This window comes from Pseudomonas sp. WS 5503, assembly GCF_012985385.1.
Classification (GTDB): Bacteria; Pseudomonadota; Gammaproteobacteria; order Pseudomonadales; family Pseudomonadaceae; genus Aquipseudomonas; species Aquipseudomonas paracarnis.
On sequence record NZ_JAAQWI010000013.1, the window covers coordinates 15,730 to 38,111 of the forward strand.

Here is a 22,382-nt window from a genome sequence, read left to right on the forward strand (position 1 = left end):
AAAGAAGAGTTTTTGGAGGACCGGCGAACACAACAAGCTGTGGTCATGAGCCTGATCATCATTGGTGAAGTGTCGACGAAAATCATGGATCAGCATCCGGACTTCGCGGCACGCCATTCACATATTCCTTGTACAGAGTGCATTACCTGATCTATTGGCACGCCTTCCTGTAAATCCTTGACCGCAACTGTTTACCAACAGTTGCGGTCACCCGTTATTCAGGGCATCACAGGCGGCAAATACTTCAGCGTCGTTCCCAACGCCCACAGCAGAAACAACACCAGCGGCGTATGCACCAGCAACTGCACGAACGAAAACCCGATCAAATCCCGTGCCTTCAGCCCCAGCACACCCAGCAACGGCAACATATAAAACGGGTTGATCAAGTTCGGCAGCGCCTCGGCGGCGTTGTAGATCTGCACCGCCCAGCCCAGGTGGTATTGCAGGTCATTGGCCACTTGCATCACATACGGCGCTTCGATGATCCACTTGCCGCCACCCGAGGGGATGAAGAAGCCCAGCACCGCCGAGTACACACCCATCAGCAGGGCGTAGGTGTCGTGGGAGGCGATGGAGGTGAAGAACGTCGAGATATGGTGCGCCAGGGTCTGGCCGTCACCGCCCTTGACCACCGTCATCAGTGCGGCAATCGAGCCGTACAGCGGGAACTGGATCAGCACGCCGGTGGTGGTCGGCACCGCTCGGGCCACCGCATCGAGGAAGCTGCGCGGGCGCCAGTGCAGCAGCGCGCCCACCATGATGAACAGGAAGTTATAGGTATTGAGCCCCGAGATGGCGCTGATCGCCGGCTTGGTCGAGAACTCATGGAACAGCCAGCCGGCCGCCAGCGACGCCAGCAGAATCGTCAGCAACGGGCTGTGTTCCAGCCATTCACCGGGGCGCGTCGGCGCCTGCGGCTTGGGCAGGTTGAAGGCCGGGTCAATGCCGCAGGCCTTGGCATCCCGGGCGCTGTTGGGGCCAGGCGCGGTGGCGTAGGCGATGATCAGCGACACTACGATCAGCGCCAGCAACAGCACGCCGGATTGCCACAAAAAAATAGTCTCGGTGAACGGGATCATGCCGGTGATCGACAGAATCGACGGCGGCAAGCTGGCCGGGTTGGCCTGCAACTGCGCGGCCGACGACGACAGCCCCAGCGCCCATACGGCCCCCAGGCCCAGGTACGCTGCAGCGCCAGCGGCACGGTAGTCCATGCGCAAATCCGTGCGCCGGGCCAATGCCCGCACCAGCAAACCGCCGAACACCAGGGACAGGCCCCAGTTAAGCAACGACGCCACCATGGAAATCAACGCTACCCAGGCCACGGCCGAACGGCCATTCTTGGGAATGCGCGCCAGGCGGTCTATCAACTTCACTGCGGGTGGTGAGCTGGCGACCACGTAACCGCCGATCACCACAAAGGCCATCTGCATGGTGAACGGGATCAGGCTCCAGAACCCATCGCCAAATGCCTTGGCCGCTTCAGCCGGTGCGGCGCCCATGCCCAGGGTCGCGACGGCGACGATGATCACGGCGAGGGCGGCAAACACCCAGGAGTCAGGAAACCAGCGCTCGGCGAAGTTGGAGCAACGCAGGGCAAATCGGGCATAGCGGCTGTCTTCGATAGCATCGGCCACGAGTCTTTCCTCTTGTAGTTATTATGGGGTTTGGCAGTTTTACGGCATGTTCCTCTACGGCCATTGATTTGGGAATGTAGTTATCTTCAACGATCAATGAGTAAAACAAATATATCCGTCACGATTGCCATCAATGGGCTCAGCTCATAACCTGCACGCCATTTTGTTTGTCTGCCGAGCCTGCACATGACTGCCACCTTTTCCCCACGGGCGCAGCGTTTTTCCCGCTCCGACTACAAAACCCTGGGCCTGGCCGCCCTCGGCGGCGCCCTGGAAATCTACGACTTCATTATCTTCGTGTTCTTTGCGCTGACCCTCAGCCAACTGTTCTTCCCGCCGGAAATGCCCGAGTGGCTGCGCCTGTTGCAAAGCTTCGGCATTTTCGTGACCGGCTACCTCGCCCGTCCACTGGGCGGCATCCTGATGGCGCACTTTGCCGACCACCTGGGGCGCAAGCGCGTCTTCAGCCTGAGCATCCTGATGATGGCCTTGCCCTGCCTGTTGATCGGCGTCATGCCGACCTACGCGCAAATCGGCTATTTCGCCCCGCTGATCCTGCTGGCGTTGCGCGTACTGCAAGGCGCAGCGGTGGGCGGCGAGGTGCCCAGCGCCTGGACTTTCGTCGCCGAGCACGCACCGCGTCACCATCGTGGCTATGCCTTGGGGTTTTTGCAGGCCGGCCTGACCTTCGGTTACCTGCTGGGGGCGCTGACCGCCACCTTGCTCGCGCAAGTCTTCACCCCTGCCGAAATCCTCGACTACGCCTGGCGCTTCCCCTTCCTGCTCGGCGGCGTATTCGGTGTGATCGGCGTATGGCTGCGCCGCTGGCTCAGTGAAACCCCGGTGTTCCTGGAGATGCAGGCGCGTCGCCAGGCCGCCGCCGAAATGCCCTTGCGCACCGTGCTGCGCGACCATCGCGCCGTGCTGCTGCCGGCGATGATCCTTACCTGCGTGCTGACGTCTGCCGTGGTAGTGCTGGTGGTCATTACCCCGACCATGATGCAGAAAACCTTCGGCATGAGCCCCAGCCACACCTTCGCCCTCAGCGCCCTGGGCATCGTCTTCCTGAATATTGGCTGCGTGCTCGCCGGCCTGCTGGTGGACCGCATCGGCGCATGGCGCGCGGTATTGGTCTACAGCCTGTTGCTGCCGGTGGGCATTGCGCTGCTGTACGCCAGCCTGATCGCCGGCGGTGTGTGGCTCGGCGCGGCGTATGCCGTGGCGGGCCTGAGTTGCGGCGTGGTGGGCGCGGTGCCGTCGGTGATGGTCGGGCTGTTTCCGGCGCAGGTGCGGGTGTCGGGGATCTCCTTCACCTACAACATTGCCTATGCACTCTGGGCAAGTACTACACCGTTGTTATTGATCGCGCTGATGCCGACCAGCCCGTGGATCTGCGTGGGGTATTGCGTGGTGATGGGGGCGGTGGGGGTGGGAACCACGATCGTCTATCGTAATTTAGGCTACGCGAACTACTAATTTTTTTCTGAGTGTCAATACTCAACCTCTCCCTCCCATAGCCAGATTTCTGCTAATAGGAGGGGGAGATAGTTTTTAATCTTTTGCTTACGGAATTTTAGCTTGTTGCGGGCTCCAGATTGGTGTTGTTTCGGCCTGGAAAAATTCGATATCAAATCCGAAAAATTGATTTTTTGCTCTCATCATTGTCTGCTGATTTTCTTTGCTGTCAGCTTTTCCGTAGATACTAATGAAAATTTTCTCCACTTGAGCTCCCTTTATTTCTTCAAATATATGGCTGTCGTTGTCCGCTATAGAATGGCCATAGATAAAGAGTGTGCCGTTTAAGTTTCTAAGCTTCCGTAGGCAATAATTTAAGTAGGGGTTGTGCTCTATCCGTGCGCGTTTTTTTGCATGGGTCGGCTCCGCAACAAACAGGGGGAATTTCCCGTGCTCTAAGTTTTCTCTGACTTGATCAATTATGGGGACTCCATCTTCCGTACATTTATGTTTTTTTATACCGGATACAGTGTCATAAATGTGCAGTCCCCCATGAAGAAAGTGGACCTCCTGGTTAGTGCCATGCCCTACCCAGGATGTTGGGTATCTGAAGCCGTCATCAGTGGAGTAGCGCTCTGGAGGTAGGTTGTTTTTATTTTTTGCCCAGTAAAGCAATAGGTCATAATTCAGTGTGAATATTTGGTTGAATGAACATAGAAACTTTCGTGCAGTGGTGTATTGTTCGTCAGAAATATTGCTGGGTAGTGGAGGGTGAGTGTGGGAGATGGCATTTATAAGTGCTGACTTCAGTACTTCTTGATCTCGCTTTACAGTTTCTATGAGTTGTGGGTTCGCTTCGTAAATTTCTAGTACAAGCTGCGTGGAAACCAGTCGCTTCATGACTTTTTCAAAGTCATAAGTGTTGAGTTGTTTAAAAAGTTCTTTAAGTTGAAGCTCTCGATCTCCGAAATTAGCAGCTTGAAGCAGGTACTTATAGTTGAAGATCTGGTGGTTCCACGCTTGAGAAAAACCGTTTGCGAGTAATACCGAGGGTTTTTGGCCCAAGGGGACTGATTGCATCGCGTCGTTGTAGGTGATCACCTTCACGCTCCCTGTGAGTAATATTTAAGACACAATAATTTGCATGATGACTATATGCCATTATTCGCTCGCTGAGGCAAGACGGTGTATTACGAGTGAGGTTAAAGACCCTTCTTCTGACGGTAGGCACGAGGACGGCAAGGTGCCCAGATCAACAACGCCACGCCTGATATAGCTTCCCCAACGCGTACATGAACGATTTTGGTGCGCCCGAAGCTAACGACGCTCTGGCGCTCAGATGACAATTTTGCAAACCATGCCAGTGGAACTGGCCTATAGCTCTATGATCCGCCCCATCCCAACCCACGAGGACATTTCATGAGCGCAGGACACAGCCACGCCCAAGTACGCGCCGGCCACGAACGCAAGTTATGGATCGCCCTGGGGCTGACCGGCAGTTTCATGCTGGCCGAAGTCATCGGTGCCTTTGTCACCGGCAGCCTGGCGCTGTTGTCCGATGCGGCGCACATGATGACCGACGCCCTGGCCCTGGCGATTTCCCTGGTGGCGATCCAGGTCGCCAAGCGCCCGGCAGACCGCAAGCGCACCTTTGGTTATGCGCGGTTCGAGATCCTGGCGGCCGCCTTCAATGCATTACTGCTGTTCGCCGTGGCGTTCTACATCTTGTACGAGGCTTACCAGCGGCTGCAGGCGCCCGCCGAAATCCAGTCCACCGGCATGCTGGTGATTGCGCTGCTGGGGCTGGTGGTCAACCTGATCTCCATGCGCCTGCTCAGCGCTGCCAGTGGCGAGAGCCTTAACGTCAAGGGCGCCTACCTGGAAGTCTGGAGCGACATGCTGGGCTCCGTCGGCGTGATCATTGCCGCGCTGGTGATCATGTTCACTGGCTGGGGTTGGGTTGACTCCGTGGTCGCGGCCGCCATCGGCTTTTGGGTATTGCCGCGCACCTGGACGTTGCTTAAGGCGAGCATGAACATCCTGCTGCAAGGTGTGCCGGAGGGTGTGGACATCGAGCAGGTGGAGCAGGCCATCCGCAGCGTGCCGGGGGTCAGGGACGTGCACGACCTGCATATCTGGGCCCTCACCAGTGGCAAGAACGTGCTGAGTACGCATCTGGTCGCGGATGCGTCCCAGGGCACTGAGCAACAGATCCTCAGCCGAGTGACGGAGTTACTGCACGAACAGTTCGATATTTCCCACGCCACGATCCAGGTCGAGGGCGAGGGTTTTCAACATGACGATCACGACGAAGTGCATGCCTGAGCCTGGCTAACGGATTTGTAATCTTTCGCCCACGGCCCTGATAAGTACCGAAAGCTACATTGCCCCCGCTGGGAAACCTCAGCGACTTCATGGGCGTGGAACTCTCGTTATGGCAATTTTCGTTAGAACACTGTTGGGGGCGGCGGCACTGGTAGTGTGGATATCCGCAAACGCCGCCCAGGCACAACCCCTCACCCTCGATGCAGCCTTGCAAACCGCCTTCGCCAACAACCCGGACCTGGCGGCCGCACAATGGGAAATCGACATCGCCCAAGGCGGCCGGCAACAGGCCGGCCTGATCCCCAACCCGGTGGCCTCCTGGGACGCCGAAGACACCCGCCGCAACAGCCGCACCACCAGCATCAAACTCAGCCAGACCCTTGAACTGGGCGGCAAGCGCGGTGCACGCATCGAGGTGGCCACCCGCGCCCAGGATGCCGCCGCGCTGACCCTGGAGCAGCGTCGCAACCAGTTGCGTGCCGAGATCATCGACAGCTACTACGGCGCCCTGCGCGCCCAGGAACGCCTTGACCTGGCGCAACGCTCCATGACGCTTGCCGAGCGCGGCCTAGTGGTCGCCAATGGGCGCGTCACCGCTGGCAAGTCGTCGCCGGTGGAAGCCACTCGCGCCCAGGTGCAGGTGTCGCAAATCCGTCTGGAATTGAACCGCGCACAGATTGGCCTCACTGACGCCTACCGTCGCCTCGCCACCAGCACCGGCAGCGCCGCCACCGACTTCCAGGTCGTCGCCACGCCAAGCACTTCCGTACCGGCGTTACCCGCCGCCGCGCCATTGTTGGCACGCCTTGAGCAGACCGCCGAATTGCGCCTGGCCGAACTCAACATTGTGCAGAACGAAGCCAGCGTGGGCCTGGAAAAAGCCCAGCGCATTCCGGACCTGGACGTGTCCATCGGCAGCCAATACGACGCCAGCGTGCGCGAACGGGTGAACTTGGTGGGCGTGTCGATGCCGATCCCGTTGTTCAACCGCAACCAGGGCAACATCCTCGCGGCCACTCGACGCGCCGACCAGGCCCGCGACCTGCGCAACGCCGCCGAGCTGCGCCTGCGCACCGAAACCCGCCAGGCCCTGGACCTGTGGCAAACGGCAAATACCGAAGTGCGCGCGTTCAACCAGCAGATCCTGCCCGCCGCACAAAGTGCGGTAGACAGCGCCACCCGTGGCTTCGAGATGGGCAAGTTCAACTTCCTCGACGTGCTCGACGCCCAGCGCACCTTGATCGCGGCCCGCACCCAATACCTTGCGGCCACCGCCCAGGCCACCGAGGCCTGGGTACGCATCGAACGCATTTACGGCGACCTCGCCCGCTTTTGATTTTTCCTGGAGTCTCCTGATGAACAAAAAACATGGCATGGCGCTCGCCGTCGCCTTGGGCCTGATGCTTTCCGGCTTCGCCCACGCCGAGGAAGAAGAAGGCAAGCTCGAACTCACCGAGCAGCAGATTCAAGCCGCCGGCATCCAGTTGGCCCAGGCGCAACCGCGTGCCATCAGTACCGTGCTGACGCTGCCGGGCGAAGTGCGTTTTGATGAAGACCGTACCTCCCATATCGTGCCCCGTGCGGCAGGCGTGGTGGAGGCGGTGAAGGTCAACCTGGGCCAGTCGGTGAAGAAGGGTGAGCTGTTGGCGGTGATCGCCAGCCAGCAGATTTCCGACCAGCGCAGCGAATTGGCGGCCAGTGAGCGCCGGGTCGAACTGGCGCGTACCACCTTCCAGCGCGAGCGTCAGTTGTGGCAGGACAAAATCTCTGCCGAACAGGATTACCTGCTGGCGCGGCAGACCCTGCAAGAAGCCGAAATCGCCCTGAACAATGCGCGGCAAAAAATGACTGCGCTCAGCGGCAGCGCCGTATTGGTCGGCGGCAATCGTTATGAACTGCGTGCGCCTTTCGCCGGTGTGGTGGTGGAAAAACACCTGGGGGTGGGCGAGGTGGTCAGTGAAACCAGCAATGTCTTTACCCTCTCGGATCTGTCCCAGGTGTGGGTCACCTTCGGCGTATTTCCCAAGGACTTGAACAAGGTTCGCGTGGGCAAACCAGTGAAAGTCAGCTCGACGGAAATGGGCACCGAAGTGCTGGGCACCGTGGCCTATGTGGGCAACTTGCTCGGTGAGCAGACGCGCACCGCCACCGTGCGCGTGACGGTCCCCAACCCCGATGACGCCTGGCGCCCGGGCTTGTTTGTGGCCGTGCAAGTGGCCACCGACACCTACCAGGCCAAGGTCACCGTGCCGCAAACCGCTGTCCAGACCGTCGAGGACAAACCCTCGGTGTTTGTGCGCACCGCGGACGGCTTTATCACCCGCCATCTTGAACTGGGCGTCAGTGAAAACGGCTACGTCGAAGTGCGCAAAGGCCTGGAGGCCGGCGCGCAGGTGGCGACGGCTGGCAGCTTCATCCTCAAGTCCGAACTGGGCAAAGGCTCGGCCGAACACGCCCATTGATCCTGCGAGTGATTCCCCATGTTTGAGCGCCTTATCCAATTTGCCATCGAGCAGCGCATCATCGTGTTGCTGGCGGTGCTGTTGATGGCCGGTGTCGGCATCGCCAGCTATCAGAAACTGCCCATCGACGCAGTGCCTGACATCACCAACGTACAGGTGCAGATCAACTCGGCGGCGGCCGGTTTTTCGCCGCTGGAAACCGAGCAGCGCGTCACCTTTCCCATCGAAACCGCCATGGCCGGCCTACCGGGCCTGCAGCAGACGCGATCGCTGTCGCGTTCCGGTTTGTCCCAGGTCACGGTGATTTTCAAGGACGGCACCGACCTGTTCTTCGCCCGCCAATTGGTCAACGAACGCCTGCAAGTGGCCCGTGAGCAATTGCCTGACGGCATCGAAACCGCGATGGGGCCGATTTCCACTGGCCTTGGGGAAATTTTCCTGTGGACCGTCGAAGCCGAGGACGGTGTGCGCAAAGAGGACGGTACGCCTTACACCCCCACCGACCTGCGGGTGATCCAGGACTGGATCATCAAGCCGCAACTGCGCAACGTGCCAGGCGTGGCCGAGATCAATACCATCGGCGGCTTCGCCAAGGAATATCAGATTGCGCCAGACCCCAAGCGCCTGGCCGCTTACAACCTGACCCTCAACGATTTGGTCACGGCGCTGGAGCGCAACAACGCCAACGTCGGCGCCGGCTATATCGAGCGCAGCGGCGAACAGTTGTTGATCCGCGCGCCGGGCCAGGTGGCGTCTATCGACGACATCGCCAACATTGTCATCACCTCCTCGGACGGCACGCCGATCCGCGTGCGCAATGTGGCCCAGGTCGACATTGGTCGTGAGCTGCGTACCGGCGCCGCCACCGAAAATGGCCGTGAGGTGGTGCTGGGCACGGTGTTCATGTTGATCGGCGAGAACAGCCGCAGCGTGTCCCAGGCGGTGGCGAAAAAGCTTGAGGAGATCAACCGCTCGCTGCCCGAAGGCGTGGTGGCGGTCACTGTTTACGACCGCACCAACCTGGTGGAAAAAGCCATCGCCACGGTGAAGAAAAACCTCTTCGAAGGTGCGTTGCTGGTGGTGGCGGTGTTGTTTCTGTTTCTGGGCAACATCCGTGCGGCGCTGATCACGGCAATGGTGATTCCGCTGGCGATGCTGTTCACCTTCACCGGCATGTTCACCAACAAAGTCAGCGCCAACCTGATGAGCCTGGGCGCGCTGGACTTCGGCATTATCGTTGACGGTGCGGTGGTGATCGTCGAGAACGCCATCCGCCGTCTGGCCCACGCACAGCAGCGCCACGGCCGGTTGCTGACCCGCAGTGAACGCCTGCACGAAGTGTTCGCCGCGGCCAAGGAGGCACGACGCGCGCTGATCTTCGGGCAGTTGATCATCATGGTGGTGTACCTGCCGATCTTCGCTCTCACGGGCGTGGCCGGGAAGATGTTCCACCCCATGGCCTTCACCGTGGTGATTGCCTTGCTCGGCGCGATGATTCTGTCGGTGACCTTCGTACCGGCGGCGATTGCGTTGTTCGTCACCGGCAAGGTCAAGGAAGAAGAAAACTTCGTCATGCGCAGTGCGCGTCGGGTGTATGACCCGGTGCTCAACTGGGTGATGGTGCGTCGGCCCCTGGTGTTCGGCCTGGCCGCACTGACCATCGTCGTGTCGGGGTTGGTCGCCAGCCGCATGGGCAGTGAATTTATCCCCAGCCTCAGCGAAGGTGACTTTGCCCAACAGGCGCTGCGTGTGCCTGGCACCAGCCTGACCCAATCAGTGCAGATGCAGCAGCAACTGGAAAAAACCTTACTGGCCCAAGTGCCGGAAATCGAGCGGGTGTTTGCGCGCACCGGTACGGCGGAAATCGCCTCCGACCCGATGCCGCCGAATATTTCCGACAGCTACGTGATGCTCAAGCCCAAGGACCAATGGCCGAACCCGAAGAAGTCCCGCGAGGCAATCATCGCCGATATCCAACGGGCCAGCGCGATTGTGCCGGGCAGCGTGTATGAGCTCTCGCAGCCGATCCAGTTGCGCTTCAACGAGCTGATTTCCGGAGTGCGCAGCGATGTGGCGGTGAAGGTGTTCGGCGATGATATGGCGGTGCTCAACCAGACTGCCGGGGAAATCGCCGAGACCTTGCAGAAGCTCAACGGCGCCTCGGAAGTGAAGGTGGAACAGACCTCCGGCCTGCCGGTGCTGACCATCAATATCGACCGCGACAAGGCCGCTCGCTTCGGCCTGAATGTGGGTGATGTGCAGGACACCATCGCCGTCGCTGTCGGTGGGCGCCAGGCCGGTACGCTGTACGAGGGTGATCGGCGTTTTGACATGGTGGTGCGCTTGTCCGACACGTTGCGCACCGATATCGACGGCTTGTCACGGCTGTTGATCCCGGTACCGGCGCTGGCGAGTAGTACCTCGGGGCAGTTGGGCTTTATCGCCTTGTCCCAGGTTGCCAGCCTCGACCTGGTGCTGGGCCCCAACCAGATCAGCCGCGAGAACGGCAAGCGCCTGGTGATCGTCAGCGCCAACGTGCGCGGGCGCGATATCGGCTCGTTTGTCGAGGAGGCCGAAGCCGCCATCACTACCCAGGTGAAAGTCCCTGCCGGTTACTGGACCACCTGGGGCGGCCAGTTCGAACAGTTGAAGGAGGCTTCCGAACGCTTGCGCATCGTGGTGCCGGTAGCGTTGCTGTTGGTGTTCGGGTTGCTGTTCATGATGTTCAACAACCTCAAGGACGGCCTGCTGGTGTTTACCGGCATCCCCTTCGCGCTCACCGGCGGGATCATGGCCTTGTGGCTGCGTGATATTCCGCTGTCGATTTCGGCGGGTGTGGGCTTTATCGCCTTGTCGGGCGTCGCGGTGCTTAATGGCCTGGTGATGATCGCCTTCATCCGAAACCTGCGCGAGGAAGGCCGCTCGTTATCGGTGGCGATCCACGAAGGCGCGTTGACCCGCTTGCGCCCGGTACTGATGACCGCGCTGGTGGCGTCCCTCGGGTTTATCCCCATGGCACTCGCCACCGGCACCGGCGCTGAAGTGCAGCGTCCATTGGCGACGGTGGTGATTGGCGGGATTATTTCTTCGACTTTGCTGACCTTGCTGGTGCTGCCGGCGTTGTATCAGTGGGCTCATCGCCGCGAAGAAGAGCTCGCCTGACAACCGTGAAAACGCCGCAATGTGCGGGCTTACCCTCTGTAGGAGCGAGCTTGCTCGCGAAAAACCCACAGGCGCCGCGTTTATTCAGTAACACGCGTTATCGTTGACGTTTTTCGCGAGCAAGCTCGCTCCTACATTGGGCCTAGGCTGGCTTTGAAGGAAACACCAGGCTGAACCGCGTAAAACGCCCAGGCTGGCTGGTGACATGAGCATGCCCCTGATGCATATGCATGATCGATTTCACGATGGCCAGCCCCAGCCCGGTGCCGCCCTCTGCACGGGTACGGCTGCTGTCGGCGCGGTAGAAACGTTCGAACAGGTGCGGCAGGTGGTGCGCTTCAATGCCTCGCCCCGGGTTGCCCACCGACAGCGATACGCTCTGCTCGTAGGTCTCCACCAACAGCAACACGGTAGAGGCCTCGGGTGTGTGGCGAATGGCATTGGAGAGCAAGTTGGAAATCGCCCGCTGGATCATCAGGCGGTCGCCGGTCACCCAGGCATCGCCGCGCAGGCTCAGGGTGACGCCTTTATCTTCGGCACTCAGGGCAAACAACTCCATCACCCGCTGGGCTTCCTGCGCCAGGGACACCTCGGTGAATGAGGCCCGCGCCGCCGGGTGGCTGACCTGCGCCAGAAACAGCATGTCGCTGACAATCCGCGCCAGGCGTTCGAGCTCTTCGGTGTTGGATTCCAGCACCGCCTTATATTCCTGCGGCGGGCGCTGACGCGACAGGGTCAACTGGGCCTTGCCCATGAGGTTGGTCAAGGGTGCGCGCAGTTCGTGGGCCAGGTCATCGGAGAATTGCGAGAGTTGCTGCACCCCGGCATCCAGGCGGTCAAGCATCACGTTGATGCCGTGGGCCAGTTCACCCAGTTCGTGGGGCAGGTTGTCCACAGACAAGCGATGGGTGAGGTCCTGGGTGGTGACTTTCGCCGCCACCTGGCTGAACTGCTTCAACGGCGCCAGGCCCCGTTGAACCAGCCACCAGGCGCCCATGCCAATCAGTATCAGCAGTAGCGGCAGCGCAATCAGCGTGGCGCGCAGGTAGGCACTGAGCAATGCCTGGTCGTCCATGCGGTCCAGGGACAGCAGCACCCGCACACGTTCACCGTTGGCCAGGCGCATCAAGCTGGAGGCACTGAGTACCTGGTTGCCGTAGCTGTCGACCCAATTGAGGTAGCCCAGGGTTTCCCGTGGCTTGAAGTCGGTGAGCAGTGGTTCCTGGGGCTTGCTGCCGACGTTCAGCAGCACGCTGTTATCGGGCGCGGTGCCGACGATGGTCAGGTGGAAATTGTCGTGGCCGATCACCAGGTCCATCAGCGAGTGCGGGCGGGCGCGGATGGCATGGGCGTCCAGGCCCAGGGCCAGGCTGTGCTGGATCTGTTCCATCTTGCTTTCCAGGTTTTTTCGCGCGAGTTTTTCCAGCTCATGGGTGAGGGCCAGGTAGGCCAGGGTCGCCAGCAGCAACACCAGGCCCGCGCCCATCAGGCTGACCGTCAGGCCCAGGCGCATCGACAGGCTGCCGGTCTTCATGGGCGCGCTTCCAGCACGTAGCCTACGCCGCGAATAGTGTGGATCAGCTTGACCTCGCTCTGGTCATCCACCTTGGCGCGCAGGCGGCTGATGGAGACTTCGACCACGTTGGTGTCGCAGTCGAAATTCATGTCCCACACCAGGGAAATAATCTGCGTACGGGTCAGCACTTCCCCGGCCTGGCGCATCAGCACTTGCAACAGCGCGAACTCCTTGGTGGTCAGGTCGATGCGCCGGGTGCCGCGATAAGCGCGGTGGCGGCGCGGGTCCAGTTCCAGGTCCGAGACGCGGAACACTTCCGGCTGTGGAATGTGCTCGCTGCGACGCATCAAGGTGCGCACGCGGGCCAGCAGTTCGGGAAACTCGAACGGCTTGACCAGATAATCGTCGGCGCCCATGTCCAGGCCCTTGATCTTGTCAGCCAGCCGGCCACGGGCGGTGAGCATCATCACGCGCTGGGTGCCGTTGCGGCGCAGTTCTTCCAGTACTTGCCAGCCATCCTTGCCCGGCAGGTTCACGTCCAGAATCACCAGTTCATAGGCGTGTTGCCCGGCCAGGTGCAGGCCGTCGATACCATTGGCGGCGCAGTCGACCACGTAGCCACTTTCGTTCAGGCCCTGTTGCAGGTAGTCGGCGGTTTTCTGCTCGTCTTCAACCACAAGAATACGCATGGGGGTTACCTCTTGAATTAGGGGAGAGAAGGCGCCCATGTCCCTATGGCGGCGGGTTCGGAAGTGGGAAAAGTCTGAAGGCTAAAGTAGCTTTAGGGTCAACTGCGACCGTCGGTCGCATGTGTCGCAGGCAAAAAAAACGCCCCAAGCGGGGCGTTAAAAATTCATCTCTTTCCAAAGGAGCTACACAAAAGCTTCAGAGATGAATGTGCTCGGGTGAATAAGTTGAAGCGAGTATAGAAAGTTCCACTTAACGAGAAGCTGAGGCCAATATTACAATTTTGATAACTGGCTATTTGTGAACAGATGTTAGTTAATCGCGAGCGAATGTAAGGGCTACAGCACGACCAATGGGTATTCGGCAATCAGACGAACTTCTTCCAGGTCTGATTCAAACGCACTGGAGCGCACGGTGGCCTGGCGCAAGCGCAGGGACAAATCCTTCAAACGCCCACTTTGCACCACGTATTTGGCCTCGATATCCCGTTCCCAGCGGCGTTGATCGGTCAAGGGGTTACCCGCTGCATCGCGGCGCATATACACGGCATTGGCGTTGCTATAGTCGGCGCCGGTGCCTTTGCCGTAGCGGGTCATGAACGACAAGCCGGGAATGCCGAACGCTTGCATGTCCAGGTCGTAGCGCACCATCCATGAGCGCTCCTTGGGCGCGTTGAAGTCGCTGTACTGGATCGAGTTATTGAGGAAGATCGAGTCTGATTGGCGCAGGTAGTCGAAGTCATCGTCGCCGTTGTTACGCTGGTGCGACACGGCCACGCTGTGGGCACCGACCTTGACCCCGAGCCTGGCGCTCCAGATGTTGTTGTCGAACTCGCCGAGCCGTTTCTGGCCTTCGTCCACGGCCTTGTAGTAGTTGAAGTCGCCGAACAATGACACGTCGTCGGTCAATGCGTAATTGGCATTGCTGCCGAAGTAGTACTGATCCCAGGCGTCCTTCAAGCGGCTGCTGTACAGGCTAAAGCCCAGATGGCTGTTGAGCTGGTAGTCACCGCCGAAGTAGGCGATCCAGGGCGAGTCGACCTTGCCTGCATAGAAGGTGGCAAAGCCTTTGTTCATGCCGCTTTCACTGGGCTGGCTCATGCCGCTCAGGCGCCCGCCTTGCAGGCTCAAGCCTTCCAGACTGGTGTTTTGCAGGGTGACGCCGCGAAAGCTCTCGGGCAACAGGCGAGAGTCGCCGTAGGCCACCACCGGGGTGAGTGGGAACACGTCGCCGGCCTTGATCACGGTGTCCAGCACGCGCAGTTTCGCCGCGCCGCCGATTTTGCTGTAGCTGTTTTCCGGTTGGTTGTCGCTGTTCACCGGCAGCACGCCGAACGAGCCTTTGCCGCCGCTGCGGCCGCTGCCCGAGTCAAGTGTGAGGCCGTACATGGCGAACGCGTCCAGGCCAAAACCCACGGTGCCCTGGGTAAAACCGGATTCGAATTTGCCGATGAAGCCCTGGGCCCAGGCTTCGGAGTAACCATTACCAGTGGGGCTGGACTGGCCTTTGCGGTCATCGCGGTTGAAGTAGAAATTGCGTGCCAGCACGTTGATGCGGCTGCCCTCGATAAAACCTTCGGGCTTGTCCTCCACCGCCAAGGCGGCCATGGGCAGTGCAGCCATCAGTGAAAAGGGAAGGGTGTAATGACGAATGCTCATGATGCGCTCCTCGGTGATGGCAGTTATCGGCTTCTTATAGAGGCGGGCGTTTTTATTGATCTGGCCCTGGCTGATAGTTGCAAACGAGGGATAACAGCTGCATGGCGCGAAGATTACAATTCTGGAAACTAACGGCCATCTAACAAATAAGTAATGTTCTGGTGAACCTGGCGTCAGGGTGGGTTGGTTAATCTCGACACTGAACTTTTCAGTCGAGGAAACCGCGATGAACTTTTATAAAGCAGGTTTGGCTGTATTAACGGCTGTGTTGTCATTCGGCGCACTGGCCGAAGGGGGTGGGGATCGCACCTTTGCCCTGATGATGGAGCGCAATGAGAAAGCCATGGCCGCGTACGCCATCAAAAAAGGCAAGCCGGTGCCTGAGGTCCAGGCGTACCGCTATGGCATGGACCTGGACATTGCCAAGGTCGTCAACGTGACGCCGCCGATCCGCTCGTGCAACGCCGTACCGTCGCGCATGACCTACGAAGACTCCAGCGGCAAGCTCAATACCCTGGAATATCAGGTCATGGGCGTATGCCGTAACAATGGCGGTTGAAAATATAGTTCGGCCCTGGGCTCAAGCGCTCTTCAGAAAACCCCGGCAGCGCCGATGCAAGTGAGTACACCTACCTCACTTGCCTAACGGTGCCCCATGTTCAATACCCGCCTGAAGCAGGAGCTGACCGCTCTGCGCGAAGAATTGTCGAGCTTGCTCCAGGTGAAAGAGAGCCTGGAAAGCGAAATGCTCTGCCTGACACTGGACCCTGAAGGCCGTGTGGAGTGGGCCAATGCCAACTTCCTGCAGGAACTGGCTTATTCGCTGGGCGAGATTGTCGGGCGTGCTATCGAAGACCTGGCGCCGGCACATGTGCGCCAGGACGAGTTCCAACTGCGCTTCAAGCACGCGCTGGCCCGCGGCGAACACTTTGCCGGCGCCGTACGCCTGATGCGCGGCAATGGCAAGGAAGCCTGGTTGCGCTCAATCGTGCAGCCGGTGCGCAGTTCGGAGGGGCGCATCAAGCAGTTTTCGATTTTTTCCAGCGACCTTACCCGCACCATCGAGAGCTCGCGTGAACATGAAAACCTGATCACTGCACTGATGCGTTCCACCGCGTTGATCGAGTTCGACCTGGAGGGGCATGTACTCACTGCCAATGACCGCTTCCTCGGCGCCATGGGATACAGCCTGGCGCAGATCGAAGGCAAGCATCACCGTATGTTCTGTGAGCCACAGGAATACAACAGTGCCGAATACCAACAGTTCTGGAAGCGCCTGAACGCCGGTGAGTTCGTCGCCGCGCGCTTCAAACGTGTGGACAGCCACGGCCGCCTGGTGTGGTTGGAGGCCACCTACAACCCGGTGCTGGACGCCAATGAGCGGCTGTACAAAGTGGTCAAGTTCGCCACGGTCATTACCGATCAGGTCAACCGCGAGCAGGCAGTGGCCGAGGCCGCCAATATTGCCTACAGCACCTCTTTGCAAACCGACGACAGCGCCCAGCGCGGCACCACCGTGGTCACCCAGGCCGTGGACGTTATGCGCGACCTGGCCCAGCACATGCAACAGGCCGGTGAAGGCATCGAGGCGTTGAATGCCCAGTCCCAAGTGATCGGCAGCATCGTCAAGACCATCAGCGGCATTGCCGAGCAAACCAACCTGCTGGCGCTCAACGCCGCCATCGAAGCGGCGCGTGCCGGTGAGCAGGGGCGTGGCTTTGCGGTGGTGGCCGATGAAGTACGGCAATTGGCGTCACGTACCAGCAAAGCCACCGAGGAAATTGTTGGTGTGGTGCGCCAGAACCAGGACATGGCCCGCGACGCGGTGGCCTTGATGGCCGACGGTCGTGCGCAAGCCGAGCAGGGCCTGGCCCTGGCGGCGGAGGCGGGTACCGTGATCGTCGAAATTCAGGACGGTGCGCAAAAAGTAGTGAGTGCGGTCGGGCAGTTTGCCAATCAGCTGTCGAGCTGACCTGTCGGGCTTGTGCTTGAGGTATCGTAGGTCTTTTCTCGCTTGCAGAGCTGATCGACCATGAGCCCTACGTTCCGTCGCCCCGTCCCATTGTCCAAGGCTTACCGTTTGCTCAACCACGGGCCGACCGTGTTGGTGAGTGCAGCCCACAACGGCCAGCGCAATATCATGGCTGCTGCCTGGGCCATGCCGTTGGATTTCGAACCACCGAAAGTCGCGGTGGTGCTCGACAAGGCCACCTGGACCCGTCAGCTACTTGAAGGCGCCGGCACCTTCGTACTGCAAGTGCCTTGTGCCGCACAGGCTGATCTGGTGCAAACGGTGGGCAACACCCGCGGTGCTGAAACCGACAAATTCGCAGCCTACGGCCTGCACACTTTCAGCGGTGAGCACACCGAGGCGCCGATGCTGGAAGGCTGCGTGGCTTGGCTGGAATGCCGCCTGCTGCCCGAGCCGCATAATCAGCAGGCCTATGACCTGTTCCTGGGCGAAGTGGTCGCGGCCTATGCTGATGAGCGGGTATTCAGCGAGGGCCGCTGGCATTTTGAAGGGCATGATGAACTGCGCACGTTGCACCATGTGGCGGGCGGGAATTTCCTGGCCATTGGCCAACCGATTGTCGGGCGCCAGCTCTGACAGAGGCGCAAAGCCACGAAGATCAACTGTGGGAGCTGGCTTGCCTGCGATGGCATCATCTTGGTGTACCTGATTTACCGAGGTGTCTGCATCGCAGGCAAGCCAGCTCCCACAGTCCAACCCAGTACTCAGCGTCCGAGCATTTTCACCCAACGCGATGGCGGCATGCCGTAGGTGCTGCGAAATTGGCGGGTCATGTGGCTTTGGTCGGTGAAGCCTGCGGTCATCGCCGCATCCACCAACGATTGGCCCTGGGCCAACAAGTGGCGCACCAGGTCCAGTCGGCGCATGGTCAGGTAGCGGTAGGGGCTGGTGCCGAATAACAAACGAAAATCCCGCGATAACGCCCACCGGTCGCGGCCGGCGTGGTCGGCAATTTCATCCAGGGTGATGCTGCGGCCCAGGGCGCTGTGGATGAATTCACGGGCGCGTTCGGCCGCGATGTAGTCGAAGGATTTACGGCGGATGATGGCCCCGGACGCAGCGCTCAGCGCGTGGGCCAGGTCGAACAGGGCGTCTTGCTCTTGCATCGGGTCAATCGGGCAATCCAGGCTTTGCAGCAACACTTCGCTGGCGCGGTGCAGCCGTGGGTCGGTGGACAAGCCGCCGGGGATAAACGGCAACGGCTGCCCACCGAGGATCTGCTGGATCAGCGCCGGCTCCACATAGATCATCCGGTACTTGAAGCCTTCATCGCTGCCGGCACGGCCGTCATGGGTTTCATCGGGGTGGATCACCATGGTGGTGCCGGGCAGGCTGTGGGTTGTGCCGCCGCGATAATGAAAACTCTGTACGCCGAACAACGTGCGCCCGATGGCGTACGTGTCATGGCGATGAGGGTCGAAGGCGAAGCCGGCAAAGTACGCCTCGATACGGTCCAGGCCACTGGCGTGGGGCGCGCGGTGCAGCCAGTCGAGGGAGTGGATGGGGTTGCCCATGGTGACTTGTCACAAAAGGAAGTGGAAACACGTTAACTGAGTCTGCACCGGTTGTCTGCCGGGGTCTTGTACGATTGTGCAGGTGTGGGGCAATGCACATCGGGTAGCGAATCGCTAACCACCCATGGTAAGAAGCCTTACTTTCAACAGTGAGGCCGGGTCATGAGCAAGGTGCGGGTAGGGATTATTTTTGGTGGCCGTTCGGCTGAGCACGAGGTCTCGCTGCAATCGGCGCGCAACATTGTCGATGCCCTTGATCGCTCACGCTTCGAGCCGGTTTTGATCGGTATCGACAAGGCCGGTCACTGGCACCTTAATGACACCTCGAACTTCCTGCTCAACCAGGAAAACCCGGCGCTCATCGCCCTCAACCAGTCCAACCGTGAATTGGCCGTGGTGCCCGGCAAGGCCAGCCAGCAAGTGGTGGAAACCTCCGGGCAGGGCATGCTGGAACACATCGACGTGATCTTCCCGATTGTCCACGGCACCCTCGGCGAAGACGGCTGCCTGCAAGGTTTGCTGCGTATGGCCGACTTGCCCTTCGTCGGCTCCGACGTGCTCGGCTCGGCGGTGTGCATGGACAAAGACATCAGCAAGCGCTTGCTGCGCGACGCGGGTATTGCGGTCACGCCGTTCATCACCCTTACGCGAGCTAATGCGGCGCGCACCTCGTTTGAAACGGCCGCTGGCAAGCTCGGTGTGCCGATGTTCGTCAAGCCCGCCAACCAGGGTTCGTCGGTGGGGGTAAGCAAAGTCGGCAGCGAAGCTGAGTACCGCGCTGCCGTTGAACTGGCGTTGGGGTTTGATGAGAAGGTGCTGGTGGAGTCCGCCGTCCAGGGCCGTGAGATCGAATGCGCCGTGCTGGGCAATGACGAGCCCATCGCCAGCGGTTGTGGCGAGATCGTGGTGAGCAGTGGTTTCTATTCCTACGACAGCAAATACATCGATGGCCAGGCTGCTCAGGTGGTGGTGCCGGCGGCGATCAGTCACGAAGCCAGCGAACGGATTCGCAGCCTGGCCATTGAGGCGTTTGAAGTGTTGGGCTGCGCCGGGTTGGCGCGGGTGGATGTGTTCCTGACGCAGGACGGCGAAGTGCTGATCAACGAGATCAACTCACTGCCCGGTTTTACCCGCATCAGCATGTACCCCAAGCTGTGGCAGGCGGCGGGCATGAGCTACAGCGAGTTGGTGAGCCGGTTGATTGAGTTGGCGTTGGAGCGACATGCGAGTCGCAAGGGGTTGAAGAGCAATCGCTGATTGTTTGGGGGCGCTCGACTCAACGGCTGGTGAGCAACTGTGGCAAGGGAGCGAGCTCCCTCGCCACAAGAGTAAGGTTTGACCGTTAGTTTGTACGAGCAATCCACGAATAGATCAACGTCTTCGGCTCCTCCAAGTGATGCGTCCTCCTGCGATAGCTGGCAAACGTCGGCGACGTGCAATAAGTGCACACGTCACTCACCTCGATCTGCTCGCGCTTGACCCCCGCCGCGTGCAGCAACAGCAGCCCATACCCGCTCAAATCAAACCAGGCACTTCCCGTTTGCCTGGCGTGGGGCGGTGGAATGCGCGGGGGCTGTAGAGGCGCCGGTTGCTCAACGCTCCAGGGTGCCTGGCCGTGCTGCCACAGGTGGCCTTGATCGACCTGGCGCTCGGCAATAAACGCTGCGCTCACCTCATAGCAGCACGGTTTGATCGACGGCCCTATCGCCACCCGCAATTGGTCCACAGTAATGCCGTCATCTATGAAGCGCTGCACGGCATTGCCGATGATCCCACGCTGCAAGCCCTTCCAGCCGCCATGAATGGCTGCTACCGACTCACCGCCCGCGATCAGAATGGGCAAACAATCGGCAGTGATGACCGCAATCGGCTGTCGGCTGCGGGTGAACACCCCGTCAGCCTCATTCGTGTTGGCCGGCTGACCCGGCTGCCACTCGATCACTGACGCGCTGTGCACCTGTTTGCAAATAAACACCCCATCGGGGCGAAGCGGATCGTCAATCGAGCAAAAACCGTGATCCACGCCGGGGAGGGCATTGAGGTTATGGGCTTGGTGCACCGTGCATTCTCCTTTGATCAAAACACCCTAGTCGCCCAACGCCTCGCCTTCACGCCGAGGGTCGGCGCCGCCGTCCAGCGACACCTTGCCCTGGGCATCCCGTGTGCGCCCGATGGCCTGCACGCCGCTGGTCATCTCGATCTCGCTCAGGGCGTGGCCCTTGTCCTTGAGCACCTGTTTCAGCGCCGGGCTGAACAGCCCAGCTTCCAACTCGGTAGCACCATTGCGACTGCCGAAGTTAGGCAGGCTGATGGCCGCCTGCGGGTCGAGCTTCCAGTCGAGCATGGCCACCAGGGATTTACTCACGTACTCGATGATCTGCGAGCCGCCGGGGGAGCCGACGGTAGCCAGCAGTTCGCCTGTCTTGCGGTCGAACACCAGGGTTGGCGCCATGGCCGAGCGTGGGCGTTTACCCGGTTGTACGCGGTTGGCCACAGGCTGGCCGTTTTCTGCGGGGATGAACGAGAAGTCGGTCATCTGGTTGTTGAGCAAAAAGCCCTGGACCATCACATGAGAGCCGAATGCCGCTTCAACCGTGGTGGTCATCGACACGGCGCCGCCCTGGTCGTCCACCGCCACCACCTGTGAGGTGGAGATGCGCAGCGGCGAGCGGTCTGGTGCGTACGCCACCTGAATACCGGCGGGTTGGCCGGGCTTGGCGATGCCCATGCTGCGCTCGCCGATCAGCGTGGCGCGTTGTGCCAGGTAACCTGGCGCGACGAGGCCGGCGACCGGGACGGGGGTGAAGTCTGCATCGGCCACGTACAGCGCGCGGTCGGCAAAGGCCAGGCGCCCGGCTTCGGCGAGCAGGTGCACGGCCTCGGGTGTCGGCTCAAGCCCGGCCGGCGAAACACTCTTGACCGGTGTCATGGGGGCGATGGCCAGGCGTGGGTCGCGGGTTTCCAGCGCCTGCAATGTCCCCAGGATCTGCGCCACGGCAATCCCGCCCGAGGACGGCGGTGGCATGCCGCAGACCTTCCATTGTTTGTAGTCGGTGCACAGCGGTGCGCGCTGCTTGGCGGCGTAGCCCTTGAGGTCGGCCTGGGACAGGCTGCCGGCATTGCGATGGCCCTGTACCTTGCGTGCGATTTCATCGGCAATCGGGCCTTGGTATAGAGCATCCGGCCCTTCCTTGGCGATGCGCTTGAACACCGCGGCCAGTGCCGGGTTTTTCAATCGTGTACCGGTGGCTTTTGGCGAGCCGTCGGCATTCAGGAAGTACGCCGCCATGTCGGGTGATTGCGCGATAAAGCGGTCAGCGGCGATCAAGCTATGCAAGCGTGGGGAAATGGCAAAGCCTTGCTCCGACAGACGAATTGCCGGCTCGAACAGCTTGGCCCATTGCAGGTGGCCGCTCTTTTTGTGCGCCATCTCCAGGGCGCGCAGTACGCCCGGCGTACCCACCGAGCGCCCGCCAATCTGCGCATCCGTGAACGCCATCGGCGTACCGTCGGCCTTCAGGAACAGACGCTCTGTCGCCCCGGCCGGTGCTGTTTCACGGCCGTCATAAGCCTGCACCTGTTGTCCATCCCACAGCATGATGAATGCACCGCCGCCGATGCCGGACGATTGCGGTTCCACCAGAGTCAATACCGCTTGCATGGCAATCGCCGCATCAATGGCTGAGCCGCCTTGACGCAGCATTTCACGCCCGGCTTCAGCGGCCAGTGGGTTGGCGGCGGCGGCCATATGGCGCTCGGCGTGGCGGGTGCTCAGGTCGGTGCGATAGCCCGAACCCAGCTCTGGCGCCGCAGGCTGTTCGTTGACGGGCGTGTGGCAGGCTGCGAGGGCCAGGGTTGCGGCGATGACTGTCAGGCTGCGGCGGGAAATCAAAAACACGCGCTGAACTCCGTTCATGTTGAGAAGGTGCTGTGG

The 22,382-nt window shown here is 60.4% G+C and carries 18 protein-coding genes; 10 read left to right on the forward strand and 8 right to left on the reverse strand.

The genetic code is table 11. The features are described 5' to 3' along the window. Positions 1 to 12: 12 nt before the first annotated feature. Positions 13 to 150: a hypothetical protein gene (locus HBO10_RS31500; protein WP_230633863.1), complete on the forward strand. Its 138-nt coding sequence runs from the start codon at positions 13 to 15 to the stop codon at positions 148 to 150. 68 nt (positions 151 to 218) lie between these two features. Here the strand turns inward: HBO10_RS31500 and HBO10_RS27205 are convergent, their stop codons facing one another. Next, entirely contained in the window at positions 219 to 1,637 is a 1,419-nt protein-coding gene (locus HBO10_RS27205) for a TIGR00366 family protein (RefSeq protein WP_034128121.1), read from the reverse strand. A gap of 186 nt (positions 1,638 to 1,823) precedes the next feature. Here HBO10_RS27205 and HBO10_RS27210 point away from each other — a divergent pair, with 186 nt between their 5' ends. Then, positions 1,824 to 3,113 (forward strand): MFS transporter, encoded by a 1,290-nt coding sequence (locus HBO10_RS27210; RefSeq protein WP_034128120.1) that lies wholly within the window; start codon positions 1,824 to 1,826, stop codon positions 3,111 to 3,113. An 87-nt stretch (positions 3,114 to 3,200) separates the two neighbouring features. Here HBO10_RS27210 and HBO10_RS27215 read toward each other — a convergent pair whose 3' ends face one another. After that, positions 3,201 to 4,193 (reverse strand): DUF4917 family protein, encoded by a 993-nt coding sequence (locus HBO10_RS27215; protein WP_034128119.1) that lies wholly within the window; start codon positions 4,191 to 4,193, stop codon positions 3,201 to 3,203. A gap of 318 nt (positions 4,194 to 4,511) precedes the next feature. Between HBO10_RS27215 and HBO10_RS27220 the strand changes: the two genes are divergently transcribed. The 4 genes from HBO10_RS27220 to HBO10_RS27235 all read left to right on the forward strand — a co-directional run bounded on the left by HBO10_RS27220 (position 4,512) and on the right by HBO10_RS27235 (position 11,041). Beyond that, positions 4,512 to 5,417: a cation diffusion facilitator family transporter gene (locus HBO10_RS27220; RefSeq protein WP_014716792.1), complete on the forward strand. Its 906-nt coding sequence runs from the start codon at positions 4,512 to 4,514 to the stop codon at positions 5,415 to 5,417. A 109-nt stretch (positions 5,418 to 5,526) separates the two neighbouring features. Further along, entirely contained in the window at positions 5,527 to 6,753 is a 1,227-nt protein-coding gene (locus tag HBO10_RS27225; RefSeq protein ID WP_034128118.1) for a TolC family protein, read from the forward strand. Positions 6,754 to 6,772: 19 nt separating this feature from the next. Then, positions 6,773 to 7,879 carry an efflux RND transporter periplasmic adaptor subunit gene (locus HBO10_RS27230; protein ID WP_034128117.1) on the forward strand — a complete coding sequence of 369 codons (1,107 nt, stop codon included), beginning with the start codon at positions 6,773 to 6,775 and terminating at the stop codon, positions 7,877 to 7,879. Between the two features lie 18 nt (positions 7,880 to 7,897). Further along, complete coding sequence (locus HBO10_RS27235; RefSeq protein ID WP_034128116.1) at positions 7,898 to 11,041, forward strand: CusA/CzcA family heavy metal efflux RND transporter; 3,144 nt, start codon at positions 7,898 to 7,900, stop codon at positions 11,039 to 11,041. Positions 11,042 to 11,183: 142 nt separating this feature from the next. Here the strand turns inward: HBO10_RS27235 and HBO10_RS27240 are convergent, their stop codons facing one another. The 3 genes from HBO10_RS27240 to HBO10_RS27250 form a co-directional block, all read right to left on the reverse strand. Then, positions 11,184 to 12,575: a heavy metal sensor histidine kinase gene (locus HBO10_RS27240; RefSeq protein ID WP_034128115.1), complete on the reverse strand. Its 1,392-nt coding sequence runs from the start codon at positions 12,573 to 12,575 to the stop codon at positions 11,184 to 11,186. Next, complete coding sequence (locus HBO10_RS27245) at positions 12,572 to 13,246, reverse strand: heavy metal response regulator transcription factor (protein ID WP_032893695.1); 675 nt, start codon at positions 13,244 to 13,246, stop codon at positions 12,572 to 12,574. Before HBO10_RS27245 ends, HBO10_RS27240 begins: the two co-directional genes overlap by 4 nt. A gap of 336 nt (positions 13,247 to 13,582) precedes the next feature. Beyond that, positions 13,583 to 14,902: an OprD family porin gene (locus HBO10_RS27250; RefSeq protein WP_034128114.1), complete on the reverse strand. Its 1,320-nt coding sequence runs from the start codon at positions 14,900 to 14,902 to the stop codon at positions 13,583 to 13,585. A 226-nt stretch (positions 14,903 to 15,128) separates the two neighbouring features. Between HBO10_RS27250 and HBO10_RS27255 the strand changes: the two genes are divergently transcribed. The 3 genes from HBO10_RS27255 (at position 15,129) to HBO10_RS27265 (ending at position 17,510) form a co-directional block, all read left to right on the forward strand. Continuing rightward, positions 15,129 to 15,461 (forward strand): DUF2790 domain-containing protein, encoded by a 333-nt coding sequence (locus tag HBO10_RS27255; RefSeq protein ID WP_014716799.1) that lies wholly within the window; start codon positions 15,129 to 15,131, stop codon positions 15,459 to 15,461. A 96-nt stretch (positions 15,462 to 15,557) separates the two neighbouring features. Further along, positions 15,558 to 16,874, forward strand: coding sequence for a PAS domain-containing methyl-accepting chemotaxis protein (locus HBO10_RS27260; RefSeq protein WP_169922174.1), 1,317 nt, complete (start codon positions 15,558 to 15,560; stop codon positions 16,872 to 16,874). A gap of 60 nt (positions 16,875 to 16,934) precedes the next feature. Next, complete coding sequence (locus tag HBO10_RS27265) at positions 16,935 to 17,510, forward strand: flavin reductase family protein (protein ID WP_034128112.1); 576 nt, start codon at positions 16,935 to 16,937, stop codon at positions 17,508 to 17,510. A 128-nt stretch (positions 17,511 to 17,638) separates the two neighbouring features. On the opposite strand, the gene HBO10_RS27270 is transcribed toward HBO10_RS27265, so the two are convergent. Then, complete coding sequence (locus HBO10_RS27270) at positions 17,639 to 18,448, reverse strand: AraC family transcriptional regulator (RefSeq protein ID WP_034128111.1); 810 nt, start codon at positions 18,446 to 18,448, stop codon at positions 17,639 to 17,641. A gap of 162 nt (positions 18,449 to 18,610) precedes the next feature. Between HBO10_RS27270 and ddlA the strand changes: the two genes are divergently transcribed. Further along, positions 18,611 to 19,705, forward strand: coding sequence for a D-alanine--D-alanine ligase (gene ddlA / locus HBO10_RS27275; protein WP_034128110.1), 1,095 nt, complete (start codon positions 18,611 to 18,613; stop codon positions 19,703 to 19,705). 85 nt (positions 19,706 to 19,790) lie between these two features. Here the strand turns inward: ddlA and HBO10_RS27280 are convergent, their stop codons facing one another. Together HBO10_RS27280 and ggt are read right to left on the reverse strand one after the other, a co-directional pair. After that, positions 19,791 to 20,507 carry a polyphenol oxidase family protein gene (locus HBO10_RS27280; protein WP_034128109.1) on the reverse strand — a complete coding sequence of 239 codons (717 nt, stop codon included), beginning with the start codon at positions 20,505 to 20,507 and terminating at the stop codon, positions 19,791 to 19,793. A 27-nt stretch (positions 20,508 to 20,534) separates the two neighbouring features. Further along, positions 20,535 to 22,364, reverse strand: coding sequence for a gamma-glutamyltransferase (gene ggt / locus HBO10_RS27285; protein WP_052199988.1), 1,830 nt, complete (start codon positions 22,362 to 22,364; stop codon positions 20,535 to 20,537). Positions 22,365 to 22,382: the final 18 nt, after the last annotated feature.

What these genes read in the sequence shown, in the direction of transcription:
- HBO10_RS27210 (WP_034128120.1), top strand. Translation starts at nt 1,824, where the DNA reads ATGACTGCCACCTTTTCCCCACGGGCGCAGCGTTTTTCCCGCTCCGAC.
- HBO10_RS27220 (WP_014716792.1), top strand. Translation starts at nt 4,512, where the DNA reads ATGAGCGCAGGACACAGCCACGCCCAAGTACGCGCCGGCCACGAACGC.
- HBO10_RS27225 (WP_034128118.1), top strand. Translation starts at nt 5,527, where the DNA reads ATGGCAATTTTCGTTAGAACACTGTTGGGGGCGGCGGCACTGGTAGTG.
- HBO10_RS27230 (WP_034128117.1), top strand. Translation starts at nt 6,773, where the DNA reads ATGAACAAAAAACATGGCATGGCGCTCGCCGTCGCCTTGGGCCTGATG.
- HBO10_RS27235 (WP_034128116.1), top strand. Translation starts at nt 7,898, where the DNA reads ATGTTTGAGCGCCTTATCCAATTTGCCATCGAGCAGCGCATCATCGTG.
- HBO10_RS27240 (WP_034128115.1), bottom strand. Translation starts at nt 12,575, where the DNA reads ATGAAGACCGGCAGCCTGTCGATGCGCCTGGGCCTGACGGTCAGCCTG.
- HBO10_RS27245 (WP_032893695.1), bottom strand. Translation starts at nt 13,246, where the DNA reads ATGCGTATTCTTGTGGTTGAAGACGAGCAGAAAACCGCCGACTACCTG.
- HBO10_RS27250 (WP_034128114.1), bottom strand. Translation starts at nt 14,902, where the DNA reads ATGAGCATTCGTCATTACACCCTTCCCTTTTCACTGATGGCTGCACTG.
- HBO10_RS27255 (WP_014716799.1), top strand. Translation starts at nt 15,129, where the DNA reads ATGAACTTTTATAAAGCAGGTTTGGCTGTATTAACGGCTGTGTTGTCA.
- HBO10_RS27260 (WP_169922174.1), top strand. Translation starts at nt 15,558, where the DNA reads ATGTTCAATACCCGCCTGAAGCAGGAGCTGACCGCTCTGCGCGAAGAA.
- HBO10_RS27265 (WP_034128112.1), top strand. Translation starts at nt 16,935, where the DNA reads ATGAGCCCTACGTTCCGTCGCCCCGTCCCATTGTCCAAGGCTTACCGT.
- HBO10_RS27270 (WP_034128111.1), bottom strand. Translation starts at nt 18,448, where the DNA reads ATGGGCAACCCCATCCACTCCCTCGACTGGCTGCACCGCGCGCCCCAC.
- ddlA (WP_034128110.1), top strand. Translation starts at nt 18,611, where the DNA reads ATGAGCAAGGTGCGGGTAGGGATTATTTTTGGTGGCCGTTCGGCTGAG.
- ggt (WP_052199988.1), bottom strand. Translation starts at nt 22,364, where the DNA reads ATGAACGGAGTTCAGCGCGTGTTTTTGATTTCCCGCCGCAGCCTGACA.